This window comes from Citrobacter sp. RHBSTW-00524 (assembly GCF_013747755.1).
Classification (GTDB): Bacteria; Pseudomonadota; Gammaproteobacteria; order Enterobacterales; family Enterobacteriaceae; genus Citrobacter; species Citrobacter braakii.
Genome location: NZ_CP056421.1, coordinates 1,508,856 through 1,531,805 on the forward strand (window position 1 = coordinate 1,508,856; position 22,950 = coordinate 1,531,805).

General features: G+C 51.0%; 21 protein-coding genes and 6 tRNA genes. 13 read left to right on the top strand and 14 right to left on the bottom strand.

The features are described 5' to 3' along the window. Positions 1 to 29 precede the first annotated feature (29 nt). The 3 genes from ptsH to cysZ form a co-directional block, all read right to left on the bottom strand. Complete coding sequence (gene ptsH, locus HV229_RS07165) at positions 30 to 287, bottom strand: phosphocarrier protein Hpr (protein WP_002913505.1); 258 nt, start codon at positions 285 to 287, stop codon at positions 30 to 32. Between the two features lie 383 nt (positions 288 to 670). Further along, positions 671 to 1,642, bottom strand: coding sequence for a cysteine synthase A (gene cysK / locus HV229_RS07170; protein ID WP_005121957.1), 972 nt, complete (start codon positions 1,640 to 1,642; stop codon positions 671 to 673). 163 nt (positions 1,643 to 1,805) lie between these two features. Beyond that, the gene (gene cysZ / locus HV229_RS07175; RefSeq protein WP_016153924.1) at positions 1,806 to 2,567 is read right to left on the bottom strand and encodes a sulfate transporter CysZ; all 762 of its coding nucleotides are present in this window, start codon (positions 2,565 to 2,567) and stop codon (positions 1,806 to 1,808) included. Between the two features lie 230 nt (positions 2,568 to 2,797). On the opposite strand from cysZ, the gene zipA reads away from it, so the two are divergent. The 3 genes from zipA to HV229_RS07190 all read left to right on the top strand — a co-directional run bounded on the left by zipA (position 2,798) and on the right by HV229_RS07190 (position 6,073). Continuing rightward, positions 2,798 to 3,766 carry a cell division protein ZipA gene (zipA, locus tag HV229_RS07180; protein ID WP_181547154.1) on the top strand — a complete coding sequence of 323 codons (969 nt, stop codon included), beginning with the start codon at positions 2,798 to 2,800 and terminating at the stop codon, positions 3,764 to 3,766. Positions 3,767 to 3,837: 71 nt separating this feature from the next. After that, positions 3,838 to 5,853, top strand: coding sequence for an NAD-dependent DNA ligase LigA (gene ligA, locus HV229_RS07185; RefSeq protein WP_016157087.1), 2,016 nt, complete (start codon positions 3,838 to 3,840; stop codon positions 5,851 to 5,853). Position 5,854: 1 nt separating this feature from the next. Then, positions 5,855 to 6,073 carry a DUF3820 family protein gene (locus HV229_RS07190; RefSeq protein WP_016153921.1) on the top strand — a complete coding sequence of 73 codons (219 nt, stop codon included), beginning with the start codon at positions 5,855 to 5,857 and terminating at the stop codon, positions 6,071 to 6,073. Here HV229_RS07190 and HV229_RS07195 read toward each other — a convergent pair. Next, a complete protein-coding gene (locus HV229_RS07195; RefSeq protein WP_016153920.1) occupies positions 6,070 to 7,068 on the bottom strand; it encodes a bile acid:sodium symporter family protein in 999 nt (332 codons plus the stop codon). The two genes, HV229_RS07190 and HV229_RS07195, sit on opposite strands and share 4 nt — an antisense overlap. A gap of 89 nt (positions 7,069 to 7,157) precedes the next feature. On the opposite strand from HV229_RS07195, the gene HV229_RS07200 reads away from it, so the two are divergent. Continuing rightward, positions 7,158 to 8,084, top strand: a complete 927-nt coding sequence (locus HV229_RS07200) for a LysR family transcriptional regulator (protein WP_016153919.1) — start codon at positions 7,158 to 7,160, stop codon at positions 8,082 to 8,084. Positions 8,085 to 8,109: 25 nt separating this feature from the next. Here HV229_RS07200 and HV229_RS07205 read toward each other — a convergent pair whose 3' ends face one another. Then, complete coding sequence (locus HV229_RS07205; RefSeq protein WP_181547156.1) at positions 8,110 to 8,871, bottom strand: outer membrane protein OmpK; 762 nt, start codon at positions 8,869 to 8,871, stop codon at positions 8,110 to 8,112. A 256-nt stretch (positions 8,872 to 9,127) separates the two neighbouring features. Between HV229_RS07205 and xapA the strand changes: the two genes are divergently transcribed. The 4 genes from xapA to HV229_RS07225 are packed head-to-tail and all read left to right on the top strand — an operon-like array spanning position 9,128 to position 12,425. Next, entirely contained in the window at positions 9,128 to 9,961 is an 834-nt protein-coding gene (gene xapA / locus HV229_RS07210) for a xanthosine phosphorylase (RefSeq protein WP_131379735.1), read from the top strand. A 56-nt stretch (positions 9,962 to 10,017) separates the two neighbouring features. After that, positions 10,018 to 11,274 (top strand): nucleoside permease, encoded by a 1,257-nt coding sequence (locus HV229_RS07215; protein ID WP_181547158.1) that lies wholly within the window; start codon positions 10,018 to 10,020, stop codon positions 11,272 to 11,274. Positions 11,275 to 11,330: 56 nt separating this feature from the next. Then, a complete protein-coding gene (locus HV229_RS07220; protein ID WP_181547160.1) occupies positions 11,331 to 11,489 on the top strand; it encodes a DUF1427 family protein in 159 nt (52 codons plus the stop codon). A 51-nt stretch (positions 11,490 to 11,540) separates the two neighbouring features. Further along, the gene (locus HV229_RS07225; protein WP_094761085.1) at positions 11,541 to 12,425 is read left to right on the top strand and encodes a LysR family transcriptional regulator; all 885 of its coding nucleotides are present in this window, start codon (positions 11,541 to 11,543) and stop codon (positions 12,423 to 12,425) included. 95 nt (positions 12,426 to 12,520) lie between these two features. Here the strand turns inward: HV229_RS07225 and HV229_RS07230 are convergent. From HV229_RS07230 to HV229_RS07245, 4 genes are all read right to left on the bottom strand, one after another. Then, positions 12,521 to 12,596, bottom strand: a tRNA-Lys gene (locus HV229_RS07230). Positions 12,597 to 12,600: 4 nt separating this feature from the next. Continuing rightward, positions 12,601 to 12,676, bottom strand: a tRNA-Val gene (locus HV229_RS07235). Between the two features lie 46 nt (positions 12,677 to 12,722). Continuing rightward, positions 12,723 to 12,798: transfer RNA gene (locus HV229_RS07240), tRNA-Val, on the bottom strand. Positions 12,799 to 12,844: 46 nt separating this feature from the next. Then, positions 12,845 to 12,920 (bottom strand) — tRNA-Val (locus HV229_RS07245). 258 nt (positions 12,921 to 13,178) lie between these two features. Here HV229_RS07245 and gltX point away from each other — a divergent pair. Next, positions 13,179 to 14,594, top strand: a complete 1,416-nt coding sequence (gene gltX / locus HV229_RS07250; protein ID WP_005130009.1) for a glutamate--tRNA ligase — start codon at positions 13,179 to 13,181, stop codon at positions 14,592 to 14,594. 56 nt (positions 14,595 to 14,650) lie between these two features. On the opposite strand, the gene HV229_RS07255 is transcribed toward gltX, so the two are convergent. Continuing rightward, positions 14,651 to 15,043, bottom strand: coding sequence for a YfeC-like transcriptional regulator (locus tag HV229_RS07255; RefSeq protein WP_016153914.1), 393 nt, complete (start codon positions 15,041 to 15,043; stop codon positions 14,651 to 14,653). Position 15,044: 1 nt separating this feature from the next. Next, positions 15,045 to 15,407 carry a YfeC-like transcriptional regulator gene (locus HV229_RS07260; protein WP_016153913.1) on the bottom strand — a complete coding sequence of 121 codons (363 nt, stop codon included), beginning with the start codon at positions 15,405 to 15,407 and terminating at the stop codon, positions 15,045 to 15,047. A gap of 221 nt (positions 15,408 to 15,628) precedes the next feature. On the opposite strand from HV229_RS07260, the gene HV229_RS07265 reads away from it, so the two are divergent. Together HV229_RS07265 and HV229_RS07270 are read left to right on the top strand one after the other, a co-directional pair. Further along, a tRNA-Ala gene (locus HV229_RS07265) sits at positions 15,629 to 15,704 on the top strand. Positions 15,705 to 15,746: 42 nt separating this feature from the next. Continuing rightward, positions 15,747 to 15,822 (top strand) — tRNA-Ala (locus HV229_RS07270). A gap of 153 nt (positions 15,823 to 15,975) precedes the next feature. Here HV229_RS07270 and nupC read toward each other — a convergent pair. After that, positions 15,976 to 17,178: a nucleoside permease NupC gene (gene nupC, locus HV229_RS07275; protein WP_016153912.1), complete on the bottom strand. Its 1,203-nt coding sequence runs from the start codon at positions 17,176 to 17,178 to the stop codon at positions 15,976 to 15,978. A gap of 344 nt (positions 17,179 to 17,522) precedes the next feature. Between nupC and HV229_RS07280 the strand changes: the two genes are divergently transcribed. Both HV229_RS07280 and HV229_RS07285 read left to right on the top strand, forming a co-directional pair. Continuing rightward, positions 17,523 to 18,761, top strand: a complete 1,239-nt coding sequence (locus tag HV229_RS07280; RefSeq protein ID WP_047358788.1) for an Nramp family divalent metal transporter — start codon at positions 17,523 to 17,525, stop codon at positions 18,759 to 18,761. 83 nt (positions 18,762 to 18,844) lie between these two features. After that, a complete protein-coding gene (locus HV229_RS07285) occupies positions 18,845 to 20,392 on the top strand; it encodes a hypothetical protein (protein WP_181547162.1) in 1,548 nt (515 codons plus the stop codon). Here the strand turns inward: HV229_RS07285 and HV229_RS07290 are convergent. Both HV229_RS07290 and HV229_RS07295 read right to left on the bottom strand, forming a co-directional pair. Next, positions 20,385 to 21,596: an amidohydrolase family protein gene (locus tag HV229_RS07290; protein ID WP_181547164.1), complete on the bottom strand. Its 1,212-nt coding sequence runs from the start codon at positions 21,594 to 21,596 to the stop codon at positions 20,385 to 20,387. The two genes, HV229_RS07285 and HV229_RS07290, sit on opposite strands and share 8 nt — an antisense overlap. Next, positions 21,589 to 22,941, bottom strand: a complete 1,353-nt coding sequence (locus HV229_RS07295) for an adenylosuccinate lyase family protein (protein ID WP_181547166.1) — start codon at positions 22,939 to 22,941, stop codon at positions 21,589 to 21,591. Before HV229_RS07295 ends, HV229_RS07290 begins: the two co-directional genes overlap by 8 nt. Between the last annotated feature and the right edge of the window lie 9 nt (positions 22,942 to 22,950).

A 22,950-nucleotide genomic window follows, 5' to 3' on the forward strand; every position in this document is an offset into this window, starting at 1 on the left:
TGACTGATATTTAAAAGAACTCGTTGAACTTACTCGAGTTCAGCCATCAGTTTAACCAGATGCTCAACTGCTTTCTGCTCGTCTTCACCTTCTGCGGACAGGGTGACAACGGTACCCTGAGTCAGGCCCAGAGTCTGCAGTTTAAACAGGCTTTTGGCGCTAGCGCTTTTGCCGTTGGAAGTCACAGTAATTTCAGAAGTAAAGCCTTTTGCTTCTTTAACAAACTGAGCAGCAGGGCGAGTATGCAGACCGTTCGGAGCGGTAATGGTAACTTCTTGCTGGAACATTATATTTCCCCAACTTATAGGTTTAGTGTTGTGGAACTAAAGTCTAGCCTGGCGGTTCAACTTTAGCCTGTATTGTTAGCATCGGCGTAAACTGGACGCGACACAAAAGGAGTTCGGTGCAATCCGTTGCTGGCAACTTCTTGCCGCTGACGTTTCGTTCGTCATTAAACATTATGCCGCGAAAGGAAGAGTTGAACCAAATCATAAAATCGATTCAGCTAGCGCTTTTCCTGTAACGATTAATTTCGCGCATCAAAATAATTAGTTTGGTTAAATACCAGTTCCGGCGGGTTGAATCAATGCCAGGAGAGTTGAAAATTTGAAGCAGGCCACAAAAAAGCACCCCAAAGGGTGCTTTTTTACGCGTTTTTAACATGCTGGCATTACTGTTGCAGTTCTTTCTCTGTGAAGAGATCGGCAAACAGTGCAGTGCTCAGATAACGCTCACCCGATGACGGTAGGATAACCACAATATTCTTGTTGGTAAAGGATTCATCTTCCTGGAGCTTAAGCGCGGCAGCCACGGCTGCGCCAGAAGAGATCCCCGCCAGAATACCTTCTTCTTCCATCAGGCGGCGCGCGGTAGAAATAGCTTCATCATTGGTGATAGCAACGACTTTATCGATAAGCTTCAGATCAAGGTTGCCAGGAATGAAGCCCGCGCCAATACCCTGAATTTTATGCGGGCCAGGTTTGAGTTCTTCACCCGCCAATGCCTGGGCGATAACAGGGGAGTCAGTAGGTTCTACCGCGACGGTAATCAGATCGGTTTTGCCTTTAGTGCCTTTAATGTAACGGGTCACGCCAGTTAGCGTACCGCCGGTGCCGACACCGGAAATAAAGACATCAACCTGGCCATCGGTATCTTCCCAGATTTCCGGGCCGGTGGTTTTTTCGTGAATTTCCGGGTTCGCCGGGTTGCTGAACTGCTGCAGCAGCAGGAATTTTTCCGGATCGCTGGCTACGATTTCTTCCGCTTTCTGAATTGCGCCCTTCATACCTTTTGCGCCTTCAGTCAGCACCAGGTTCGCGCCTAGGGCTTTTAAGAGCTTGCGGCGCTCAATGCTCATGGTTTCCGGCATGGTCAGAGTCAGTTTGTAACCACGGGCGGCGGCAACGTAGGCCAGCGCAATCCCCGTGTTGCCGCTGGTCGGTTCTACCAGCTCAACGCCCGGTTTCAGTACACCACGTTTTTCGGCATCCCAAATCATATTGGCACCGATACGGCATTTGACGCTAAAGCTTGGGTTGCGTGATTCCACCTTCGCCAGAATGCGTCCGTTACCGATACGGTTCAGTCGAACCAGCGGCGTATGACCGATAGTCAGCGAGTTATCTTCAAAAATCTTACTCATGGCCTGTCCTTAACTGTATGAAATTGGGATACCGCTTCAGCATACCTGTTGAGAAAGTATGGGGAAGTAAGGAATTCGCATATCTATATGCTGATGAGAAATAATGCGTAGCAGTATGGAATAAGAGCGGGCATAAGCCAGCCCGCTTTTACACATTTTTGCATTACTTCCATAACGCATGCTTAGCACGATAGCAGTCTACCCACATCGCCGTGGCACCACAAACTGCTACCGGCATGATGAACAGATTGAGCACCGGAATCATGGTGAACAGGCTGGTCAACGCGCCAAACTGCATATTGGTCACCTTGCGCGTGCGCAGCGCGACGCGCATCTCCTTAAAAGGCACCTTATGGTTATCAAAAGGATAATCGCAGTACTGAATGGCCAGCATCCACGCGCTGAACAGGAACCACAGGACCGGGGCGACGGTCTGCCCAATGCCTGGAATAAAATAGAGGATCAGCAACACGAAGGCGCGCGGGAGATACCACGCCAGCTTTTGCCATTCGCGTTTCATAATGCGCGGAACGTCTTTCATAATGCCGAGAATGCCGGTGTCGGGCGGTGTTGCGCCCGTTAAGCGCGCTTCCAGCTGTTCAGCCAGCAGACCGTTAAACGGTGCGGCGATCCAGTTGGCGATAGTGGAGAACAGGTAGCCGAACACCAACAGCACGGAAATGGTCACAATCGGCCACAGTAAATAGCTGAGCCACTGAAGCCAGTCAGGGACGTGACTCATCAGCGCGGGAACCCAGTTACCGAGTTGTGTAAATAACCACCAGAATGCGCCGCCCATCAGCAGGATATTCACCAGCAAAGGCAGAATAACAAAACGACGAATGCCCGGTTGGGTGATGAGCTTCCATCCCTGAGAAAAGTAATAAAGGCCGCTGCGAGGTACAACTGCAGATGATGAAACCATGGTCAGGACGTACTCCTTGTTATATAAGCTCTGGTAAACTGTGCGTATCTTACCGGGTTGTTGAGCGTTAAGCTGTTCGGAAATGTTCGAAAAAACAGCAAAAAGCACAATTTTGTTCATCTTTATGCCGTGAAAGCCAAGAGTACACTTGCACTTGGCGTAATCGACAAATACTCTTAGTGAGTAAATGTTTGCCGTGGTGGCAAGGTGTTAGAACAACAGAGAATATAATGATGCAGGATTTGCGTCTGATATTAATCATTGTTGGCGCGATCGCCATAATCGCTTTACTGGTACATGGTTTTTGGACTAGCCGTAAAGAGCGGTCTTCTATATTCCGCGATCGCCCACTGAAACGCATGAAGTCTAAACGTGAAGACGAGGATTCGTTCGACGACAACGTCGAGGAAGACGAAGGCGTGGGTGAAGTTCGCGTTCATCGTGTGAATCATGCTCCCGGTAATGCGCAGGAACATGGTGTTCCTCCTCAGTCGCCGCAACACCAGTACCAGCCGCCTTATGCGTCTGCTCAGCCGCGTCAGCCTGCGCAGCAGCCTGCACAAGCGCCGGTACCGCCGCCGCATGTTCAGCAGCCGCAGCAGCCGGTGCAACATCAGCCTGTTCAGCAGCAACCTGTTGCCCCGCAGGTTCAGCAACCTGCTCAGCAAGCACCGCAACCTGCGCCGCAGACCTTCCAGCCAGCAGAGCCTGTCGTTGAACATCAACCGCAGCCCGAGCCGGTAGTAGAAGAAGCGCCTGTTGCTGAAAAACCGCAGCGTAAAGAAGCGGTCATCATTATGAACGTTGCGGCTCATCATGGTAGCGAGCTCAACGGGGAAGTGCTGCTCAACAGCATTCAGCAGGCCGGTTTCAAATTTGGCGATATGAATATTTTCCATCGTCATTTGAGCCCGGATGGCAGCGGTCCGTCGCTGTTCAGCCTCGCTAATATGGTTAATCCGGGAACGTTTGACCCAGAAATGACGGGCGACTTCAGCACCCCTGGCGTGACTATTTTTATGCAGGTTCCGTCCTACGGGGACGAGCTGCAAAACTTTAAGCTGATGCTGCAGTCTGCACAGCACATTGCCGATGAAGTGGGTGGTGTGGTGCTCGACGATCAACGTCGCATGATGACGCCGCAGAAACTGCGCGAGTATCAGGACCGCATCCGCGAAGTTAAAGAATCTCGCGCCTGATTTTCCTCTGGCGTGACATTTCCTTTCTAAACCCCCGCCTGTCGGGGGTTTTTTATCATTGATGGTGCGATATGGAATCAATCGAACAACAACTGACAGAACTGCGAACCACGCTTCGCCATCATGAGTATCTCTACCATGTGATGGACGCGCCGGAAATTCCCGATGCGGAATACGATCGCCTGATGCGCGAACTGCGCGAACTGGAAGCGCAGCATCCGGACCTTGTTACCCCCGACTCGCCAACCCAACGCGTTGGCGCCGCGCCGTTAACCGCGTTCAGCCAGATTCGCCATGAAGTGCCGATGCTGTCGCTGGATAACGTGTTTGATGAAGAGAGTTTTCTCGCCTTCAACAAGCGCGTGCAGGACAGGCTAAAGAGTACCGATAAACTGACCTGGTGCTGTGAACTGAAACTGGACGGCCTGGCAGTCAGTATCCTGTATGAAAACGGTGTGCTGGTCAGCGCCGCAACGCGTGGTGATGGCACCACGGGTGAGGACATTACCTCTAACGTGCGCACCATTCGCGCGATCCCGTTAAAACTGCGTGGCGAAAACATCCCTTCACGTCTGGAAGTGCGCGGTGAAGTGTTCCTGCCGCAGGCCGGATTTGAAAAAATTAACGAAGAGGCCCGCCGCACTGGCAACAAAGTGTTTGCTAACCCGCGTAACGCAGCGGCCGGTTCATTGCGCCAGCTCGATCCGCGTATCACAGCGAAGCGACCGCTTACTTTCTTCTGCTATGGGGTTGGTGTGTTGGAAGGCGGCACGCTGCCAGATACCCATCTGGGCCGCCTGCTGCAATTTAAAAAGTGGGGCCTGCCGGTAAGCGACAGAGTGGCGCTTTGCGACTCCCCGGAGGAAGTACTTGCTTACTATCACAAGGTTGAAGAAGACCGACCAACGCTGGGATTTGATATCGATGGCGTGGTGATCAAAGTCAACTCCATGGCGTTGCAGGAGCAACTGGGCTTTGTTGCCCGCGCGCCGCGCTGGGCTGTGGCCTTTAAGTTCCCGGCACAGGAGCAGATGACTTTCGTACGCGATGTTGAGTTTCAGGTTGGACGTACCGGGGCGATTACGCCCGTCGCTCGCCTTGAGCCGGTCCAGGTTGCCGGGGTGCTGGTCAGTAACGCAACGCTGCATAACGCTGATGAAATCGAGCGTCTGGGGTTGCGTATTGGCGATAAAGTCGTCATTCGCCGTGCGGGCGATGTCATCCCGCAGGTGGTGAACGTCGTGCTTTCTGAACGCCCGGAAGATACCCGCGAAATTGTGTTTCCAGCGCATTGTCCGGTTTGTAACTCTGACGTTGAACGTGTGGAAGGCGAAGCGGTCACTCGCTGCACCGGTGGTTTAATCTGTGGAGCACAGCGTAAGGAATCGCTGAAACACTTTGTTTCCCGCCGCGCGCTCGACGTTGACGGTATGGGCGACAAAATTATCGATCAACTGGTTGAGAAAGAGTATGTCCACACGCCGGCGGATCTTTTCACCCTGACCGCCGGTAAACTGACGGGGCTTGATCGTATGGGGCCGAAGTCGGCGCAAAACGTGGTCAACGCGCTGGAAAAAGCGAAAGAAACCACGTTTGCCCGTTTCCTCTATGCGCTGGGCATTCGTGAAGTCGGCGAAGCCACGGCTGCTGGTCTGGCGGCGTATTTTGGCACGCTCGACGCGCTGGAAGCCGCTTCCATTGAAGAGCTGCAAAAAGTGCCGGATGTCGGCATTGTGGTGGCGACGCACGTGTTTAATTTCTTCGCCGAAGAGAGCAACCGCGAGGTAATTGTTCAACTGTTGGCGCAGGGGATCCACTGGCCAGCGCCGGTGGTCATTAACGCTGAAGAAATCGACAGCCCCTTCGCAGGTAAAACGGTGGTGCTGACCGGGAGCCTGAGCCTGATGTCGCGCGATGACGCCAAAGCGAGACTGACCGAGTTAGGTGCAAAAGTGGCCGGTAGCGTGTCGAAGAAAACCGATCTGGTGATTGCCGGTGAAGCGGCGGGTTCGAAACTGGCAAAAGCACAGGAACTGGGTATTGCCGTGATCGATGAAGCTGAAATGATCCGCTTGCTGGGTGCCTGAGATGGAAAAAGAGCAGCTGGTTGACATCGCTAATACTGTGATGCCCTTTGGTAAATATAAAGGGCGTCGGTTGATTGATGTCCCGGAAGAGTATCTGCTGTGGTTTGCCCGTAAGGATGAATTCCCGCCGGGCAAGCTTGGCGAGCTGATGCAAATCACGCTGCTGATTAAAACTGAGGGGCTGACGCAACTGGTGCAGCCCCTGAAACGTCCTCTTTAAGCCTTCGCGGCGCGGCTTTTCTGTTGCGCCTGCAATGCGTCCGTCTGTTGCTTGTAGCGACGCGCCAGCACGGCGCACACCATTAGCTGTATTTGATGGAAGATCATCAACGGCAGCACCATCATCCCAATCACCGAAGTTGGGAACAAAATATTTGCCATTGGGATCCCGTTCGCCAGGCTCTTTTTCGAACCGCAGAACACAATGGTGATTTCATCAGCTTTGTTAAAGCCGCATTTGCGCGCAACAAAGACATTTATGCCAATCACGATTGCCAGCAGTATGATGCTGACCACCACGATAAACAGCAGTGAACCCACCCCCACTTTGTGCCAGATCCCGTTAACGACGGCTTCACTGAAGGCGGAGTACACCACCAGCAAAATAGAGGATTGATCCGTTTTCGCGATCCATTTTTTATGTCGAGAAACCCAGTTTCCAATCCACGGACGTGAAAGGTGACCCAGCACGAACGGCAGCAGCAGCTGCAACATGATTTTTCCCACCTGCTCCAGGCTGCCTTCTGCGCCGTGCATATTCATCACCAGCCCTACCAGCAGCGGCGAGAGAAAAATACCCAGCAGGCTGGAGGCCGAAGCAGAACAAACGGCGGCGGCAACGTTACCGCCCGCCAGCGACGTAAAAGCGATGGCCGACTGCACAGTGGCAGGCAAAATACACAGGTACAGGAAACCGGTGTACAGCATCGGGTCAACGTTGACCGGCGCCCACCAGGCGAACAGAACGCCGAGAACCGGGAAGACAACAAACGTGCTGCACATCACCCACAGATGCAAACGCCAGTGGCTACCACCGGCAATAATGGCTTCACGCGAGAGTTTCGCCCCGTGCATAAAAAACAGCAGGGCAATGGCGGCGGTGGTTAAGCCTTCAAAGAAAGGCACAAAACCACCTTCGGCCGGGAAAAAGGACGCCAGCAAAACAACGGTAATCAGCGTTATCGTGAACGGATCAAGAATACGAAAAAGTTTCATAAAGACTCCTGAAATTCGGTAGTAACATTTTGCTTTTTTCCGTTTGAGAAATAAAATTGATTTATTGCATCCATATATGAATCGAATAGATGAATTACTCTCTGCGTCAGTTGCGTATCTTTGTCACCGTCGCTCAAGCCAAAAGCTTTAGCCGGGCGGGGGATATCATCGGCTTAAGCCAGTCGGCGGTTAGCCATAGTGTCAAAGAGCTGGAAGGGCAGACGGGTGTGCGGTTATTGGACAGAACGACGCGGGAAGTGGTGCTGACGGAGGCCGGACACCAGTTGGCGGCGCGGCTGGAACGTATTCTGGATGAATTGCATAGCACGCTGCGCGAAGCCGGACAGGTAGGAACGCAGTTAACCGGCACGGTGCGGGTTGCCGCCAGCCAGACGATCTCTGCTCATCTTATTCCGCAGTGTATTGCCCAGAGTAATCAGCTTTATCCGGCTATCGATTTTGTGCTGCACGACCGGCCACAGCAGTGGGTGCTGGAGAGTATTCGCCAGGGAGAAGTGGATTTTGGCATTGTGATTGATCCCGGCGCAGTCACCGATTTGCAGTGTGAAGCCGTGCTGTCCGAACCGTTCCTGCTGCTGTGTCGCCAGGATCATCCGTTAGCCCAACGAGAGTGGGTGAACTGGCAGGATTTGTATCACGAACGCCTGGTGCTACAGGATTATGCTTCCGGTAGTCGACCGCTGATCGACGCTGCGCTGGCCCATTTTTCCATTGATGCCAATATCGTTCAGGAGATTGGCCATCCCGCCACGCTGTTTCCGATGGTTGAGGCGGGGATTGGCATCAGCGTGCTGCCCGCGCTGGCGCTCCCCTTACCGCAGGGCAGTCACTTGCAGGTTAAGCGCCTGACGCCGGTTGTTGAACGGCAACTGATGCTGGCCCGACGTAAAAACCGCTCTTTATCAACCGCTGCTCAGGCGCTGTGGGATGTGGTGCGTATGCAGGCCAGTGAATTAACCGCAGCCCGCGCCCGCGATCCGTTGTATCAGTTATGATTCTCTCCCCGGCTGGAGTAATGCGTTAAAACAAGTACTTAAGAGAATAAATAATACCGTCCTGCAGGAATGATTCACCCAGTTTATTATCAGCGTAACGATACTGAATTCCAGCGGTCAGATGCGGCGTCGCGTTCCACCAGAATGCGACAGCACCGTTGATTCCATCCCTACCGCCATTACCAGCAGCGTAGGTTGCATCGCGGTCAAATTCGTATTCGTTCCAGTTCGTCACACAGAATTTCTCACTGCCCAGCAGAAAGCTATATCCGGCCACCCAGCCCATGACATAACCATTATCCCCGGTGTAATAGGTCTGATCGGTATAACGTTTAGCAAAAAAGGGTTTAAACCAGTACCCATTGCCGGTGAAGTTATAACCTAACCCATACAGAAACATATCATCATGGAAGTTAGCGCGATTCGGTGAACCGTAAGTCCCGTAAGCATGGAGGTAGAGGTTTAATCCTGTATCACCGAGATAGATACGGTTGGTATTTTTGAAAGTATAACGCTGTTCGCTGCCGGGTTTAGCGTGACGGCCATTGTAGAAATTCTCCCAATCGAGGAAGCCGTACATTTCTCCCCAGCTAAAGTTCGCTCCGCCTTCAAGCTCCAGATACCCAAAGTCATCTTTATGGGATTTTTTACTGGTTTTTTCTGTAGTTTCTGATGTCCAGTCGAGATAATGCAGGCCGATATCGGCGAATCCACTTTTAAATTCCGCATGGGATAACGCGGGAATAATGAGTAAAGAAGAGAGTGTCAGAGTAAGGTTTTTTTTCATAGCATATTTCCCTATGCCAATAGTTATTAATGGTTTAATTAAAAATAAGTAATTTATAAAAATGAAAGCGTCATATTTTTAATATGAAGAGCAGATAACCACCAATACTTTTTTGTCTCTTCATTAATACAGAAGCGATCTAAATCTATCGATATCAAATGACTATTGATGGCACGTGAAAAGTGTATTGGTCAGTGCAGGGCGAAGGTCGTTATAAAAAAGGAGTCAAATTTAACCCGATAGAACAAGGATACTTATGTCTCACGATTTTTTTTCTCATAATCCTGAATATTGTGTTGATATTATTCGTGCACACACACCGGAGTTTACCCCGCGAGTCGCGTTTATTTTGGGTTCCGGCCTGGGGGCGCTGGCGGAGCAAATTGAAAATGCGGTCGCTATCTCTTATGAAAAACTTCCTGGTTTTCCTGTGAGCACCGTTCACGGTCATGCAGGAGAACTGGTACTCGGGCATCTGGCGGGCATTCCTGTTGCGTGTATGAAAGGGCGTGGCCATTTTTATGAAGGTCGGGGTATGACGGTTATGACCGATGCCATTCGCACTCTGAAATTACTGGGCTGTGAAGTGTTGTTCTGTACCAATGCGGCAGGATCTCTGCGTCCGGAAGTTGGTCCAGGAAGTCTGGTGGCGTTACGCGATCATATTAACACCATGCCGGGCACGCCGATGGTCGGCGCGAATGATGATCGTTTTGGCGATCGCTTCTTCTCTCTGGCAAATGCTTACGATGCAGATTACCGCGCCATTCTTCAGACTGTTGCGACAGAGGAGGGATTCCCCCTCACCGAAGGCGTATTTGTTTCTTATCCGGGACCGAACTTCGAAACCGCGGCAGAAATACGCATGATGCAGATTATTGGCGGCGATGTGGTCGGAATGTCAGTGGTGCCGGAAGTCATTACCGCTCGTCATTGTGGCCTCAGCGTGGTTGCCGTCTCTGCGATCACCAATCTGGCGGAAGGGTTAGGAGATGTAAAACTGTCCCATGCGCAAACGCTGGCCGCGGCTGAACTTTCCCGTCAGAACTTTATTAATCTGATTTGCGGCTTTTTACGCAAGCTGGCCTAAACACACAATAGCAAAGGCTCCTTTTGGGAGCCTTATCTCACGGCAAGGAATAAAAAATGGGTATTACGTCCCGCTTAAAAATCATGTCGTTTTTGCAATATTTTATCTGGGGTAGCTGGCTGGTTACCCTGGGTTCTTACATGATTAACACTCTACACTTTACCGGTGCAAATGTGGGTATGGTATACAGCTCGAAAGGGCTGGCAGCGATTATTATGCCTGGCATTATGGGGATTATCGCTGACAAATGGCTGCGTGCCGAACGCGCTTATATGTTGTGCCACCTGGTCTGCGCTGGCGTGTTGCTGTATGCCACCACTGTTACCGATTCTGATACCATGTTCTGGGTGATGTTAGTTAACGCGATGGCCTATATGCCGACGATTGCGTTATCGAACAGTGTTTCCTATTCCTGTCTGGCGAAAGCGGGTCAGGATCCTGTGACGGCATTTCCACCCGTACGCGTTTTTGGCACGATAGGTTTTATTGTGGCCATGTGGACGGTGAGCCTGATGGGCCTGGAGCTCAGCAACGCGCAATTGTATATCGCCTCCGGTGCGTCGTTGCTGCTCGCGCTTTATGCACTGACGTTGCCGAAAATTCCTGTTGCGCAGAAAAAAGAATCTGCCACGCTTGCCAGTAAACTGGGGCTGGATGCGTTTGTGCTGTTTAAGAACCCGCGTATGGCAATCTTTTTTCTGTTTGCCATGATGCTGGGAGCTGTGCTGCAAATAACCAATGTCTTTGGTAATCCGTTCCTGCATGATTTTGCCCGTAATCCTGAGTTTGCTGACAGCTTTGTCGTGAAGTATCCCTCCATTTTGCTGTCTGTTTCTCAGATGGCGGAAGTGGGCTTTATCCTCACTATTCCATTCTTCCTTAAACGCTTTGGCATTAAAACGGTGATGCTGATGAGCATGCTGGCGTGGACGCTGCGCTTTGGCTTCTTTGCCTTCGGCGATCCTTCTCCGTTCGGTTTTGTGCTGCTGCTGATGTCGATGATCGTTTACGGTTGCGCGTTCGATTTCTTTAACATTTCCGGGTCAGTATTTGTCGAGCAGGAGGTTGACTCAAACATTCGTGCCAGCGCTCAGGGGCTGTTTATGACGATGGTTAACGGTGTTGGTGCGTGGATTGGATCAATTTTAAGTGGTATTGCCGTGGATTATTTTTCTATAGATGGCGTTAAAGACTGGCAAACCATCTGGCTGGTTTTTGCCGCGTATGCGCTGGCGCTGGCTGTTGTCTTTGCATTGTTCTTTAAGTATCAGCACCAGCCAGACAAATTGTCGACCAAATCATTGGCTCATTAAATTTATTTAACTGGCGAGAGGATTCTCGCCATTTCATTTCAAAACAAGGATTTCATGTGAAAGAGAACATTCTTTCCTCAGGCATTGGGTTTGGCATTGGCGCATTATTTACTTTATGCCGAATACCTATTCCTGCACCAAATGTTTTGCCCGGGGTTTTATCTATTGTTTTTATGTATATTGGGTATCTTGTCGTTAAATCTATTTTTTACTAAGCAATGTGGTAGATTCCAGACGTTATCCCTTATTCCTGGAGTGCAGCAGAGATGGAACGAGCCCACCGAATCGATCTGAAGTTATTGCGTTATTTTCTCGCTGTTGCAGAAGAATTGCATTTTGGCCGGGCTGCTGCCCGGTTAAATATGTCACAACCTCCCTTGAGTATTCATATCAAAGAACTTGAACAGCAACTTGGCACCTTGTTGTTTATTCGCCATTCCCGCAGCGTTGCGTTAACCCATGCAGGAAAAATTCTGATGGAGGAGTCGCGTCGTTTGTTAGCCAGTGCAAATCAGGCTATGGCGAGAGTGGAGCAGATTGGTCGCGGCGAAGCGGGGCGTATTGAGCTGGGTGTGGTGGGGACGGCGCTGTGGGGAAGAATGCGTCCTGCAATGCACCACTTTTTGAAAGCAAACCCCAATGTTGAGGTACTGTTTCGCGAAAAATCACCAGGCATGCAAATGGCGCTGTTAGAGCGTCGGGAGCTTGATGCAGGGATCTGGCGCATGGCTATTGAACCAGCCGTTGGTTTTACCAGCCTACGTCTCCATGAATCTTCATTTATGGTTGCAGTACCGGAAGATCACGTACTGGCTTCAAGGGATGCTATTTCGCTGGCGGCGCTGCGCAACGAATATTTTGTCACGCTTCCTTCCGTACATTCCGATTGGGGCTTTTTACAACGTGTATGCCAGCAGGCGGGCTTCTCGCCAATGATAATTCGTGAAGTTGTTGAGCCCCAGACAGTACTGGCGATGATCAGTATGGGAATCGGGATAACGTTGATGGCTGATGGTTATGCGCAAATGAACTGGCCCGGCGTGGTGTTCCGGCCGTTAGAGGAACGGATTCCGGCGGATTTGTATATTGTCTATGACCAACAACAGGCCACGCCAGCGTTAACGAAGCTGATTGATGCGTTGGTGGGGTAATAAGCATTGCAGGATGTGCAGCGCATCAGGAAAGCTGGTTCTAATCTTGTGAATCGCAGATAGCAAAAAGGCGCCTTTAGGGCGCCTTTTTACATTGGTGGGTCGTGCAGGATTCGAACCTGCGACCAATTGATTAAAAGTCAACTGCTCTACCAACTGAGCTAACGACCCGAAGTGGTGGGTGATGACGGGATCGAACCGCCGACCCCCTCCTTGTAAGGGAGGTGCTCTCCCAGCTGAGCTAATCACCCACTTCGGTACTTCACATTTTAACAAGAAATCCAGCTGGCGAGAAAGTGGTGGGTGATGACGGGATCGAACCGCCGACCCCCTCCTTGTAAGGGAGGTGCTCTCCCAGCTGAGCTAATCACCCACTTCTCAATTTCTTGTTTTACACGGCGGAGACTACATAAAGTAGTTGGTGGGTGATGACGGGTTCGAACCGCCGACCCCCTCCTTGTAAGGGAGGTGCTCTCCCAGCTGAGCTAATCACCCCCGCTGTGTGGAGTCGCATTATAGGGAGAGTTGAAAATGAGTCAACGCATTTTCTAAAGAAATTGTTCGTTCGTCGTAAATTTAAACAAAACGATCGCAAAACAGTCCGTGCGGCATGATTTGTATACGAAAATGGCAAAGCGTAATGTTCCAACCTGAACAACATTGAGGAATCAGACCAGGGTGATAGAATACGAGCCTGATAATCTTCCCTGGATTTGCCGGTTGTCGGCATCTTTATAAACGTAAGGCCATTTCATGAAAATCAAAACTCGCTTCGCGCCAAGCCCGACAGGCTACCTGCACGTCGGCGGTGCGCGTACTGCTCTTTATTCCTGGCTTTTTGCACGCAACCATGGCGGTGAGTTTGTGCTGCGTATTGAAGACACCGATCTCGAACGCTCCACTCCGGAAGCTATTGAAGCCATTATGGATGGCATGAACTGGTTGAATCTGGAATGGGATGAAGGCCCGTACTTCCAGACCAAACGTTTTGATCGCTACAACGCGGTGATTGATGAAATGCTGGAAGCAGGCACCGCATATAAATGCTACTGCTCTAAAGAGCGTCTGGACGCGCTGCGCGAAGAGCAGATGGCGAACGGTGAGAAGCCGCGTTACGACGGCCGATGCCGCCACGGCCACGAGCATCATGCCGCTGATGAACCTTGCGTGGTCCGTTTTGCCAACCCGCAGGACGGTTCCGTTATTTTTGACGACCAGATCCGTGGGCCGATCGAATTCAGCAACCAGGAGCTGGATGATTTGATCATTCGCCGTACCGACGGTTCCCCGACCTACAACTTCTGTGTTGTTGTCGACGACTGGGATATGGAAATCACCCACGTTATTCGTGGTGAAGACCATATCAACAACACTCCGCGTCAGATCAATATCCTGAAAGCGCTGAACGCGCCGGTGCCAGTTTACGCACACGTATCAATGATCAACGGTGACGATGGTAAAAAACTCTCCAAACGTCACGGTGCGGTCAGCGTTATGCAATACCGCGACGACGGTTACCTGCCGGAAGCGCTGCTGAACTATCTGGTGCGTCTGGGTTGGTCCAGTGGCGATCAGGAAATTTTCACCCGTGAAGAGATGATCAAACTGTTCTCCCTCGGTGCGGTGAGCAAGTCTGCGAGTGCGTTTAACACTGAAAAACTGCAGTGGCTGAACCATCACTATATTAATGCGCTGGCGCCGGAATATGTAGCAACCCATCTGCAATGGCACATTGAGCAGGAAAATATCGATACCCGCGTAGGCCCGCAGCTGTCAGAGCTGGTTAAACTGCTCGGTGAGCGCTGCAAAACGCTGAAAGAGATGGCGCAGAGCTGCCGCTACTTCTACGAAGACTTTGCCGAGTTCGACGCTGATGCAGCGAAGAAACACCTGCGTCCGGTTGCGCGTCAGCCGCTGGAAGTGGTTCGTGACAAGCTGGCTGCGATTAGCGAGTGGACGGCAGAAAACGTGCACCATGCGATTCAGGCAACGGCTGATGAGCTGGAAGTTGGTATGGGTAAAGTCGGGATGCCGCTGCGCGTAGCCGTTACCGGCGCGGGTCAGTCCCCGGCGTTAGACGTTACGGTGCATGCGATTGGTAAATCCCGCAGCATTGAGCGTATTAATAAAGCGCTGGCGTTTATTGCTGAGCGTGAAAGCCAGCAATAAGACTGATTGACCGATGAAATAACGGCAGGAGCGTATCCTGCCGTTTTTTTTGCCTGTTATTCAGACTCATCAATACCCAAACGAGTAAGAAAAGTGCGAATACCTTCGCGCGAAATATACATCGCCAGCTTTTCTTGTTCCGTTGGGGACATGTTGTCCAGTGCGCTAATTATCTGGCGACACGCGTGGCTGCGTACTACGTGGGTGTATTCTGCCAGCGGTTCTTCAGCCTGATAAACTTCAGGAACTTTGCGAAAAGCGGGAATATTGAGCAGAAACGCGCGGACGCTGGAGTCAATATGAATCAGTCTGGCACGACCACCTTTAACGCCGGGAAACTTTTCGGTAGTCCAGTTTTGTTCTCTGATCCAACGATTGACGGTTTGTTTGGCAACCCCGAGACATTCCGCCAGCTCTTCGGTCGTCATTTTGCTGCGTAATTTTTTCATATTATTTGTTTTCGCGGATCCCTAAACGCTGTAATAAACCCGTAATGCCTTCACGCAGGATCAGTGAGGTAAACATTTTCTGTTCTGTCGGCGTCATTTCTTTAGCGAGCCTAATCAGCAGCGCTTCAACAGAGGTATCGCCGGATAACGATAAGTTATCTGATAAACCTTCGGCTGAACGCTCAGCGCTGCGAATGTATTCACGAACTTGTTCGGTGACGTGAACCAGCCGGGCTTTACCGCCCTGAACGCCTGGTTTTGGTGATGTCGCCCAACCTTCTTTGCGTACCCATTTATTGATGGTCTGTCGGCTGTATCCGGTCAGATTAGCAAGTTCTTCTGGCGTCATCCGTTCCTTGAACATAACGATTCCCTGAATAGTCGTGGGGTTAATTAGTGGTTCATTTTATAGCACCATTTTAGTAGAAACCGTGACGCGTTTAACTACTGAATGCGAGTTGTTACGCAATGTTCTTCATTTGACTGCTTTTTCAGCGATTGAATTCTATGAGTTAATTTTGCCGTTGACACACGCGAAGGGAATTCATATGATGCCGCCCGTCAACTCGACAAGCTTTACGTAATGGGGCTATAGCTCAGCTGGGAGAGCGCTTGCATGGCATGCAAGAGGTCAGCGGTTCGATCCCGCTTAGCTCCACCAAATTTAATCCCAATGAATTTGGTACGTACGTAAAAGCATCGTGGGGCTATAGCTCAGCTGGGAGAGCGCTTGCATGGCATGCAAGAGGTCAGCGGTTCGATCCCGCTTAGCTCCACCAAAATTTAAACCCTCGCTGAAAAGCGGGGGTTTTTTGTTTCTGCATCCAGCCAGTTCTTACTCTTTATCTCTTTGGTTTGCTGAATCGCAGGCATAAAAAAACCGGGGAGAATCTGAATCTCCCCGGTTTTATCACTGCGACGTTGTCTTACGCTTACAGCACCAGTGCGGCGATAGATGCAGACAGTACGCTCACCAGCGTAGAGCCGTACACCAGCTTCAGACCAAAGCGAGAAACCACGTTACCTTGCTCTTCGTTCAGGCCTTTAATCGCACCGGCGATAATACCGATGGAAGAGAAGTTAGCGAAGGAAACCAGGAACACGGACAGGATGCCTTCTGCGCGCGGGGAGAGCGTAGCGGCGATTTTCTGCAGATCCATCATCGCAACGAACTCGTTGGAAACCAGTTTAGTCGCCATGATACTGCCCACCTGCAGCGCTTCGCTGGACGGCACACCCATTACCCATGCAACCGGGTAGAAGATGTAACCCAGGATGCCCTGGAAAGAGATGCTGTAGCCAAACCAACCGGTCACGGTGGCGAACAGGGCGTTCAGGGCAGCGATCAGTGCGATGAAACCAATCAGCATCGCCGCAACGATAATTGCCACTTTGAAACCAGCCAGAATGTATTCACCCAGCATTTCGAAGAAACTCTGGCCTTCGTGCAGGTTAGACATCTGGATATTTTCTTCGCTGGCATCAACGCGGTAAGGGTTGATCAGCGACAGCACGATAAAGGTGCTGAACATGTTCAGAACCAGCGCCGCAACCACGTACTTCGGTTCCAGCATGGTCATGTACGCGCCGACGATAGACATGGAAACGGTCGACATCGCCGTTGCAGCCATGGTGTACATACGGTTGCGAGACATTTTGCCGAGAATATCTTTATAGGCGATAAAGTTCTCAGACTGACCCAGGATCAGAGAGCTGACGGCGTTGAAGGATTCCAGTTTGCCCATACCGTTTACTTTGGATAACAGGAAACCAATCGCGCGGATGATTACCGGCAGTACGCGGATATGTTGCAAAATACCGATCAGGGCGGAGATGAAGACGATCGGGCAAAGCACTTTCAGGAAGAAGAATGCCAGGCCTTTATCGTTCATGCTACCGAAGACAAAGTTTGTCCCTTCATTAGCAAACCCGAGCAGTTTCTCAAACATCTCGGAGAAGCCTCTCACGAAGCCCAGACCGACATCAGAGTTCAGGAAGAACCATGCCAGTAACACTTCGATAACAAGCAATTGAATAACATAACGAATGCGGATTTTTTTACGGTCACTGCTTACCAGCAGTGCGAGTACCGCAACCACGGCAAGGGCCAGGACAAAATGAAGAACGCGGTCCATATTTGCTCCAAATATGAGGCAGGTTTAGTTTTCGTGCACATTCTATGTAACAACCATAAAGAAAACGAGATCAAACACACACTATAATAAGGACCTGTGACGAGATTCAAAATTAGTGATCGGTGATACACTTCCGTTATGTTTAGTATGGAAGTGAAAAGTTATGTCATTGTGCTATTCTCATAACAATAATTAAACATCTCGCCGGTATTTCCAGAATCCTTATCGATCCATAGACAAACGCTATCAGAGAAATCAACGTCACCCATTAAAATGAATTTGATAATCATTCTCAGTAGGCGTAGCTTGAAACATAGCAAAGGCTATGTTTCTGAGGCATTAAAATGACTAACGATCGCGTTGAGAGTAGCAGTGGGCGGGCAGCGCGCAAGTTGAAGCTCGCATTAATGGGACCTGCGTTCATCGCGGCGATCGGTTATATCGATCCGGGTAACTTCGCCACCAATATCCAGGCAGGGGCCAGCTTTGGTTATCAATTGCTGTGGGTGGTGGTCTGGGCAAACCTGATGGCGATGCTGATTCAGGTGCTGTCGGCAAAACTCGGCATTGCTACGGGTAAAAACCTGGCGGAGCAAATTCGCGATCATTATCCTCGCCCGGTGGTGTGGTTCTACTGGGTGCAGGCAGAAATTATCGCTATGGCAACAGACCTTGCTGAATTTATTGGCGCTGCGATTGGCTTCAAACTGATCCTCGGCGTTTCCTTATTGCAAGGGGCCGTACTCACCGGTATCGCGACGTTCTTAATTCTGATGCTGCAGCGTCGCGGTCAAAAACCGTTGGAAAAGGTGATTGGCGGCCTGCTGCTGTTTGTGGCCGCGGCTTACATTGTGGAGCTGGTTTTTTCCCAACCGAACTTCGCGCAGCTTAGTAAGGGAATGGTGATCCCAAGCCTGCCTAATTCCGAAGCGGTGTTCCTGGCCGCTGGGGTGCTCGGTGCGACTATCATGCCGCACGTCATTTATCTGCACTCTTCCTTAACTCAGCATTTGCACGGCGGAACACGCCAACAACGCTATGCGGCCACTAAATGGGATGTGGCTATCGCCATGACGATTGCCGGATTTGTCAATCTGGCGATGATGGCGACGGCTGCCGCTGCATTTCATTTTAGCGGGCATACCGGTATTGCCGATCTCGATCAGGCGTATCTGACACTTGAACCGTTGTTGAGTCACGCTGCAGCGACGGTGTTTGGTTTAAGCCTGGTGGCTGCGGGACTCTCTTCTACCGTGGTCGGTACGCTGGCGGGGCAGGTGGTGATGCAAGGGTTTATCCGTTTTCACATTCCGCTATGGGTACGCCGTACCGTCACCATGATGCCATCATTTATTGTGATTCTGATGGGATTGGATCCGACCCGTATTCTGGTGATGAGTCAGGTGTTGCTCAGTTTTGGTATCGCGCTGGCGCTGGTGCCGCTGCTGATCTTCACCAGCGACAGTCAGCTGATGGGGGATCTGGTCAATCGTCGTTGCGTTAAACAGATTGGCTGGGTCATTGTGATACTGGTCGTGGCGCTCAATCTCTGGCTACTGGCTGGCACGGCGATGGGGCTATAATCAACCGTGACTCGCGACGGGTCACGGTTTTAATTGAGGTTTTCCTCTATTATGTGCCCTGCATAATTAACTGGCAGGCGTTCATGAATCACTTTGATCTCTCTTTCCTGAAATATCTCCAGGACAACAGTCCGCTCCCCGTTGAAGAGGCCGTCGAGCGTTTCGGTAAAACGCTCTCCACGCTAAAACGGACAATGAAAGAGCTCAATGAACTTCTGCCAGAAAATGTCCAGCTACATCAGGATAATCAGTTTATTACCACCCGGATTGGCTACAGCGAATACCGACAGTTTTTAGCGCGCGTCCAGTTTAATCGCTATATCACTACGGCAGAAGAGAGGGTGAAGGATCTCTTTGTGGCGCTCTGTTTGCACGATGTCGTGAATAAAAATGATTATTACAAAAAATTTTATGTCAGTGCGGGAACGGTAAAAAATGATAATCCCGTCATGATGAGCCTGGTGCAGGAACGCGATCTGATTGTGCAAAGTATCCCGCGTAAGGGCTCCCGGCTTGCGGGGGATGAGTTCCAGCTGCGGCTGGCGGCGTGCATGACGATACTAAAAACGGTCGAAATTGGTGAGGATCACCGACTAATCGCCCACCAGGCCAATGAGCCGACAGGCCGTTCAATTGCCGAACAGTTTCTTCATGAGTGTGCTGCACAGATAAACCAGGCGGCAGACTATTACGAAGATAAAATCAGTCCGGTCATCGCCCTGGGATATAACGGCAGAAAATACTTACTGGTCTATCTTAGCCTTGCCCTGCACCGTATCCGCAGGGGACACAGAATTACGGAGAGTTCGGCGGCTAAGTTTTTGACCACCTTTCCTTATGGCGTATTGCCTGATGCGGATGAAAATATCTGTCTGGATCTGCTGATTGCTTCACTGACGTTTACTCATCGCCCCTTCACATTATACGACGCCCGGCTGGTCTCTTACGTTAAGCGCACCTGTCACGCTTTAGCCGGATGTCTGGAGAACACCATTCACAATCAGCACGCCTGGTTTGCGGAGATTTATAATTTTATCTATGCCGCCATCATCCAGAATAAATTTCATCTCTGGTTCGATGATAAAAAGCTCCATGATGTCCAGCGACGCTATCCTGAGCTATGGGAACATGTCCAGTATGCGGTGAAAGAGATTGAACATCACTGGCAAACGACCTTTTCTGCTATTCATCTGGCAACCCTGGTGCTGATTATCAAAAAGTATGCGCTCAAAAATCGGGTTGTTGGCGATAAGAAAAAGCGGGTCATTATTGTGACGAACTCGTCAGAGAGTAAGGTCGGCTATTTTAAAGAGATGCTTTTCTCCCGCTTCCATATTGAAATCCCCGCCTGCATCAACATCAATGAGATTGCGCGGCTTCAGCAGCTCGAATTCGACCTGCTGATTACCTTCACAAACAAGATATCGAGTCATCTCCGCTACGCCGGGTTGGATTATGTCAAAGTGAATTTCTGGCTCACGCAGGACGATCTCCTGTTATTACGCGAAAATGGACTTCCCTCCGCGCGCAAAAAAATACCTGCTGAGGACTTTATTCAGCAGGTTCAGGGAATGAGCCAGGAGGCGTTAAAAATTTTTCTTGATACGCATTACAGTGATATTTTTATTTAACCAGAGGTTGCGAAACGCCGCGACACCAGACGGCTTCCAGGTTTAACTCTGCACCCAACACGAGAATATCGGCATCTTTTCCTGACGTCAGGCTGCCTTTTCTCGCGTCAACACCCACCAGGATTGCCGGATTAAGGCAGGCAATCTGCGCGGCTGAAACCCAGCCTTTTTCCAGCCTGTCGACCACATTTTTCACGGAGTCCAGAAAGCTCATCTCCAGTTTGCACACTTCGGACCACTCCGTGGGTGAAACCGTTCGGGTCTTTCCGCTGTGGTCGGTGATTTCAAGACAATGATTGTGAATGCGAAACGTCTCCTGGCGCAGGTAATGGTGGAATTCAGATCCTTCGGGAAAATCCACATATCCCAGACAATCGCTGACCATGACCAACCGGCGATCTTTTTTCAACCGATAGAGAATGTCGAACACTTCTGGTCGCAACGTAATCCCGCTCTGCTTTGCCACCTCGGCATACGTATTCTGATGGTACATCAGCGCCCCCACCACGCCAGGCTCCCGGTGATGCAGCCCGCGCATGGCGCTAAAGGCATGGGTAAAGTGGGTTAAACCGGCTTCAATGGCGAGGGTGGTTTCATCAAAGGTGGCGTCGGTATGACCGGCTGACACGGTGACGCCTGACTGGCGTAAATAGCGGATTAGCGCCAGGGCGCCCGGCAGTTCAGGTGCGAGCGTCATCAGACGGATATTTCCCCTCGCGGCGTGCTGATAGCGTTTGAATCCTTCGATACCGGGTGGTTGAATTGCGTCCTTGCTCTGCATTCCGCTGTATGCAGGGTTAATAAAGGGGCCTTCCATATGAATACCCACCGCTTCGGCACCATCTTCCGCTTTTGCGTCTGCAATCCAGTCTGCGGCGGTGGAAAGACTCTCCAGCAAGAACGTTTCCGGCTGGGTGGCTGATGTTGCAAGCCACGCGGTAACCCCGGCGTTAACCAGATCCCGGCTCATCGCCTGCAAAGAACGGCGTTCACCTCTCCAGGCAAACGACCCTCTCCCCCAGCCGTGAACGTGAATATCCACAAAACCGGGCATCAGCATGGCATGGCGATAATCGACGATTTTTCCGCGTGGCGTACTGTCGAGGCCAGAAATACGTCCGCTTTCAATATGCAGATAGCCGCTTTCGATTCCATTCGGGGTGACAATGCGTTCACTTGCCAGAGAAAGCAGGGGATCAGCCATTGTCTTTCTCCCATACGCGAGCGGCCGTTTCCTCGGCGATTTCTGCGCAAAGGCCGATGTAGTGAGCAGGATCCAGCAGCGTATTAATTTCTGAGTCGCTAAAGTGCTGGCGAATAAGAGGGTCATCACGCAGCACATCAGCGTAGGGGATGCCTTCATGCGTGCTGCGCATTGCCAGTTGGTAGACGCGTTCATGTGCGGCATCTTTGCCCAGCCTTTCCACCAGTTGCATCATGATTTTTTCGCTATTAATAAGACCATGCGTTAACTGCACATTCTGGCGCATACGACCAGGATTGATGACCAGCGTCCGCGTCAACTCTTCGGCTCGCATCACAATCTCAGCCATTAACTCCATACTCTCCTGAATATTACCGTCAAAGATAAAGTAAGCGGAGCTGTCTGCTTCGAAGGGACGTGGGCTGACATACAGGCAGGAGGTCAATACTGAGTACAATTTCTGCGCGTTGGCGATGATCCCCTTCGCCAGTTTAGGATTCACTTTTTGCGGCATGGTGCTGCTGCCAACGGTGCCTTTAGTGAAGGCTTCTGAAACTTCGGCAAACTCTTCGCTTGAGGTCTGATAAACCTCTTCGGCTATTTTGTGTAACGTCGTCGCCAGCAGGCACAAATTACTGATGTATTCAGTGCGGTAAATGCGCGAGTTGCGGGAGGGAATCGCCATTGAATGCATTCCCAGCTTTTGGGCAACGCTATCCTGAACCCGGCGGCCGGTTTCACCGGTCGCGTGGAAGGCGCCCACGGCTCCCCCCATCATCACGGTAAAGACGCGTTTTTCCGCTTCCCGCATGCGCTGCTGGGCGCTCAGTAACTCATCAATCCACACGGCGGCTTTATAGCCCCAGGTGATGGGCAGCGCGTGCTTACCGTGGGTACGTCCGGCCATAATCGTTGCTTTATGGTCAGATGCCATCTTTGCCAGGTTACGCAGAATATCGTCCACAAAACCCTGCATGATGGTATCGAACTGCTTTGCCAGATAAAGCTGTGCGGTTTGCTGAATATTCTGCGTGGTGACGCCGTAATGCACGTATTTTCCGCTTTCACTGTCACAGGCTTTGACCAGCACTTTGATGACCGGAACGAAGCCGTGACCAATCTCGCGCAGCAGGCGTTCCATTTCCGTCAGGTCAATCTTATCCACGTGGCAGTTAGCGGTAATATTGACTGCGGCGCTGGCGGGGATCATGCCGTGTCCGGCCTGTGCCTGAGCCAGGGCGGCTTCAACATCGAGCCATGACTGTACCCGCGCTGGCTGTGCGAGCAGAGATTTCATTCCTCGATCGTCGATCGTTTTGCTTTTTGAATCATACAGTGCACGCATTACTATCTC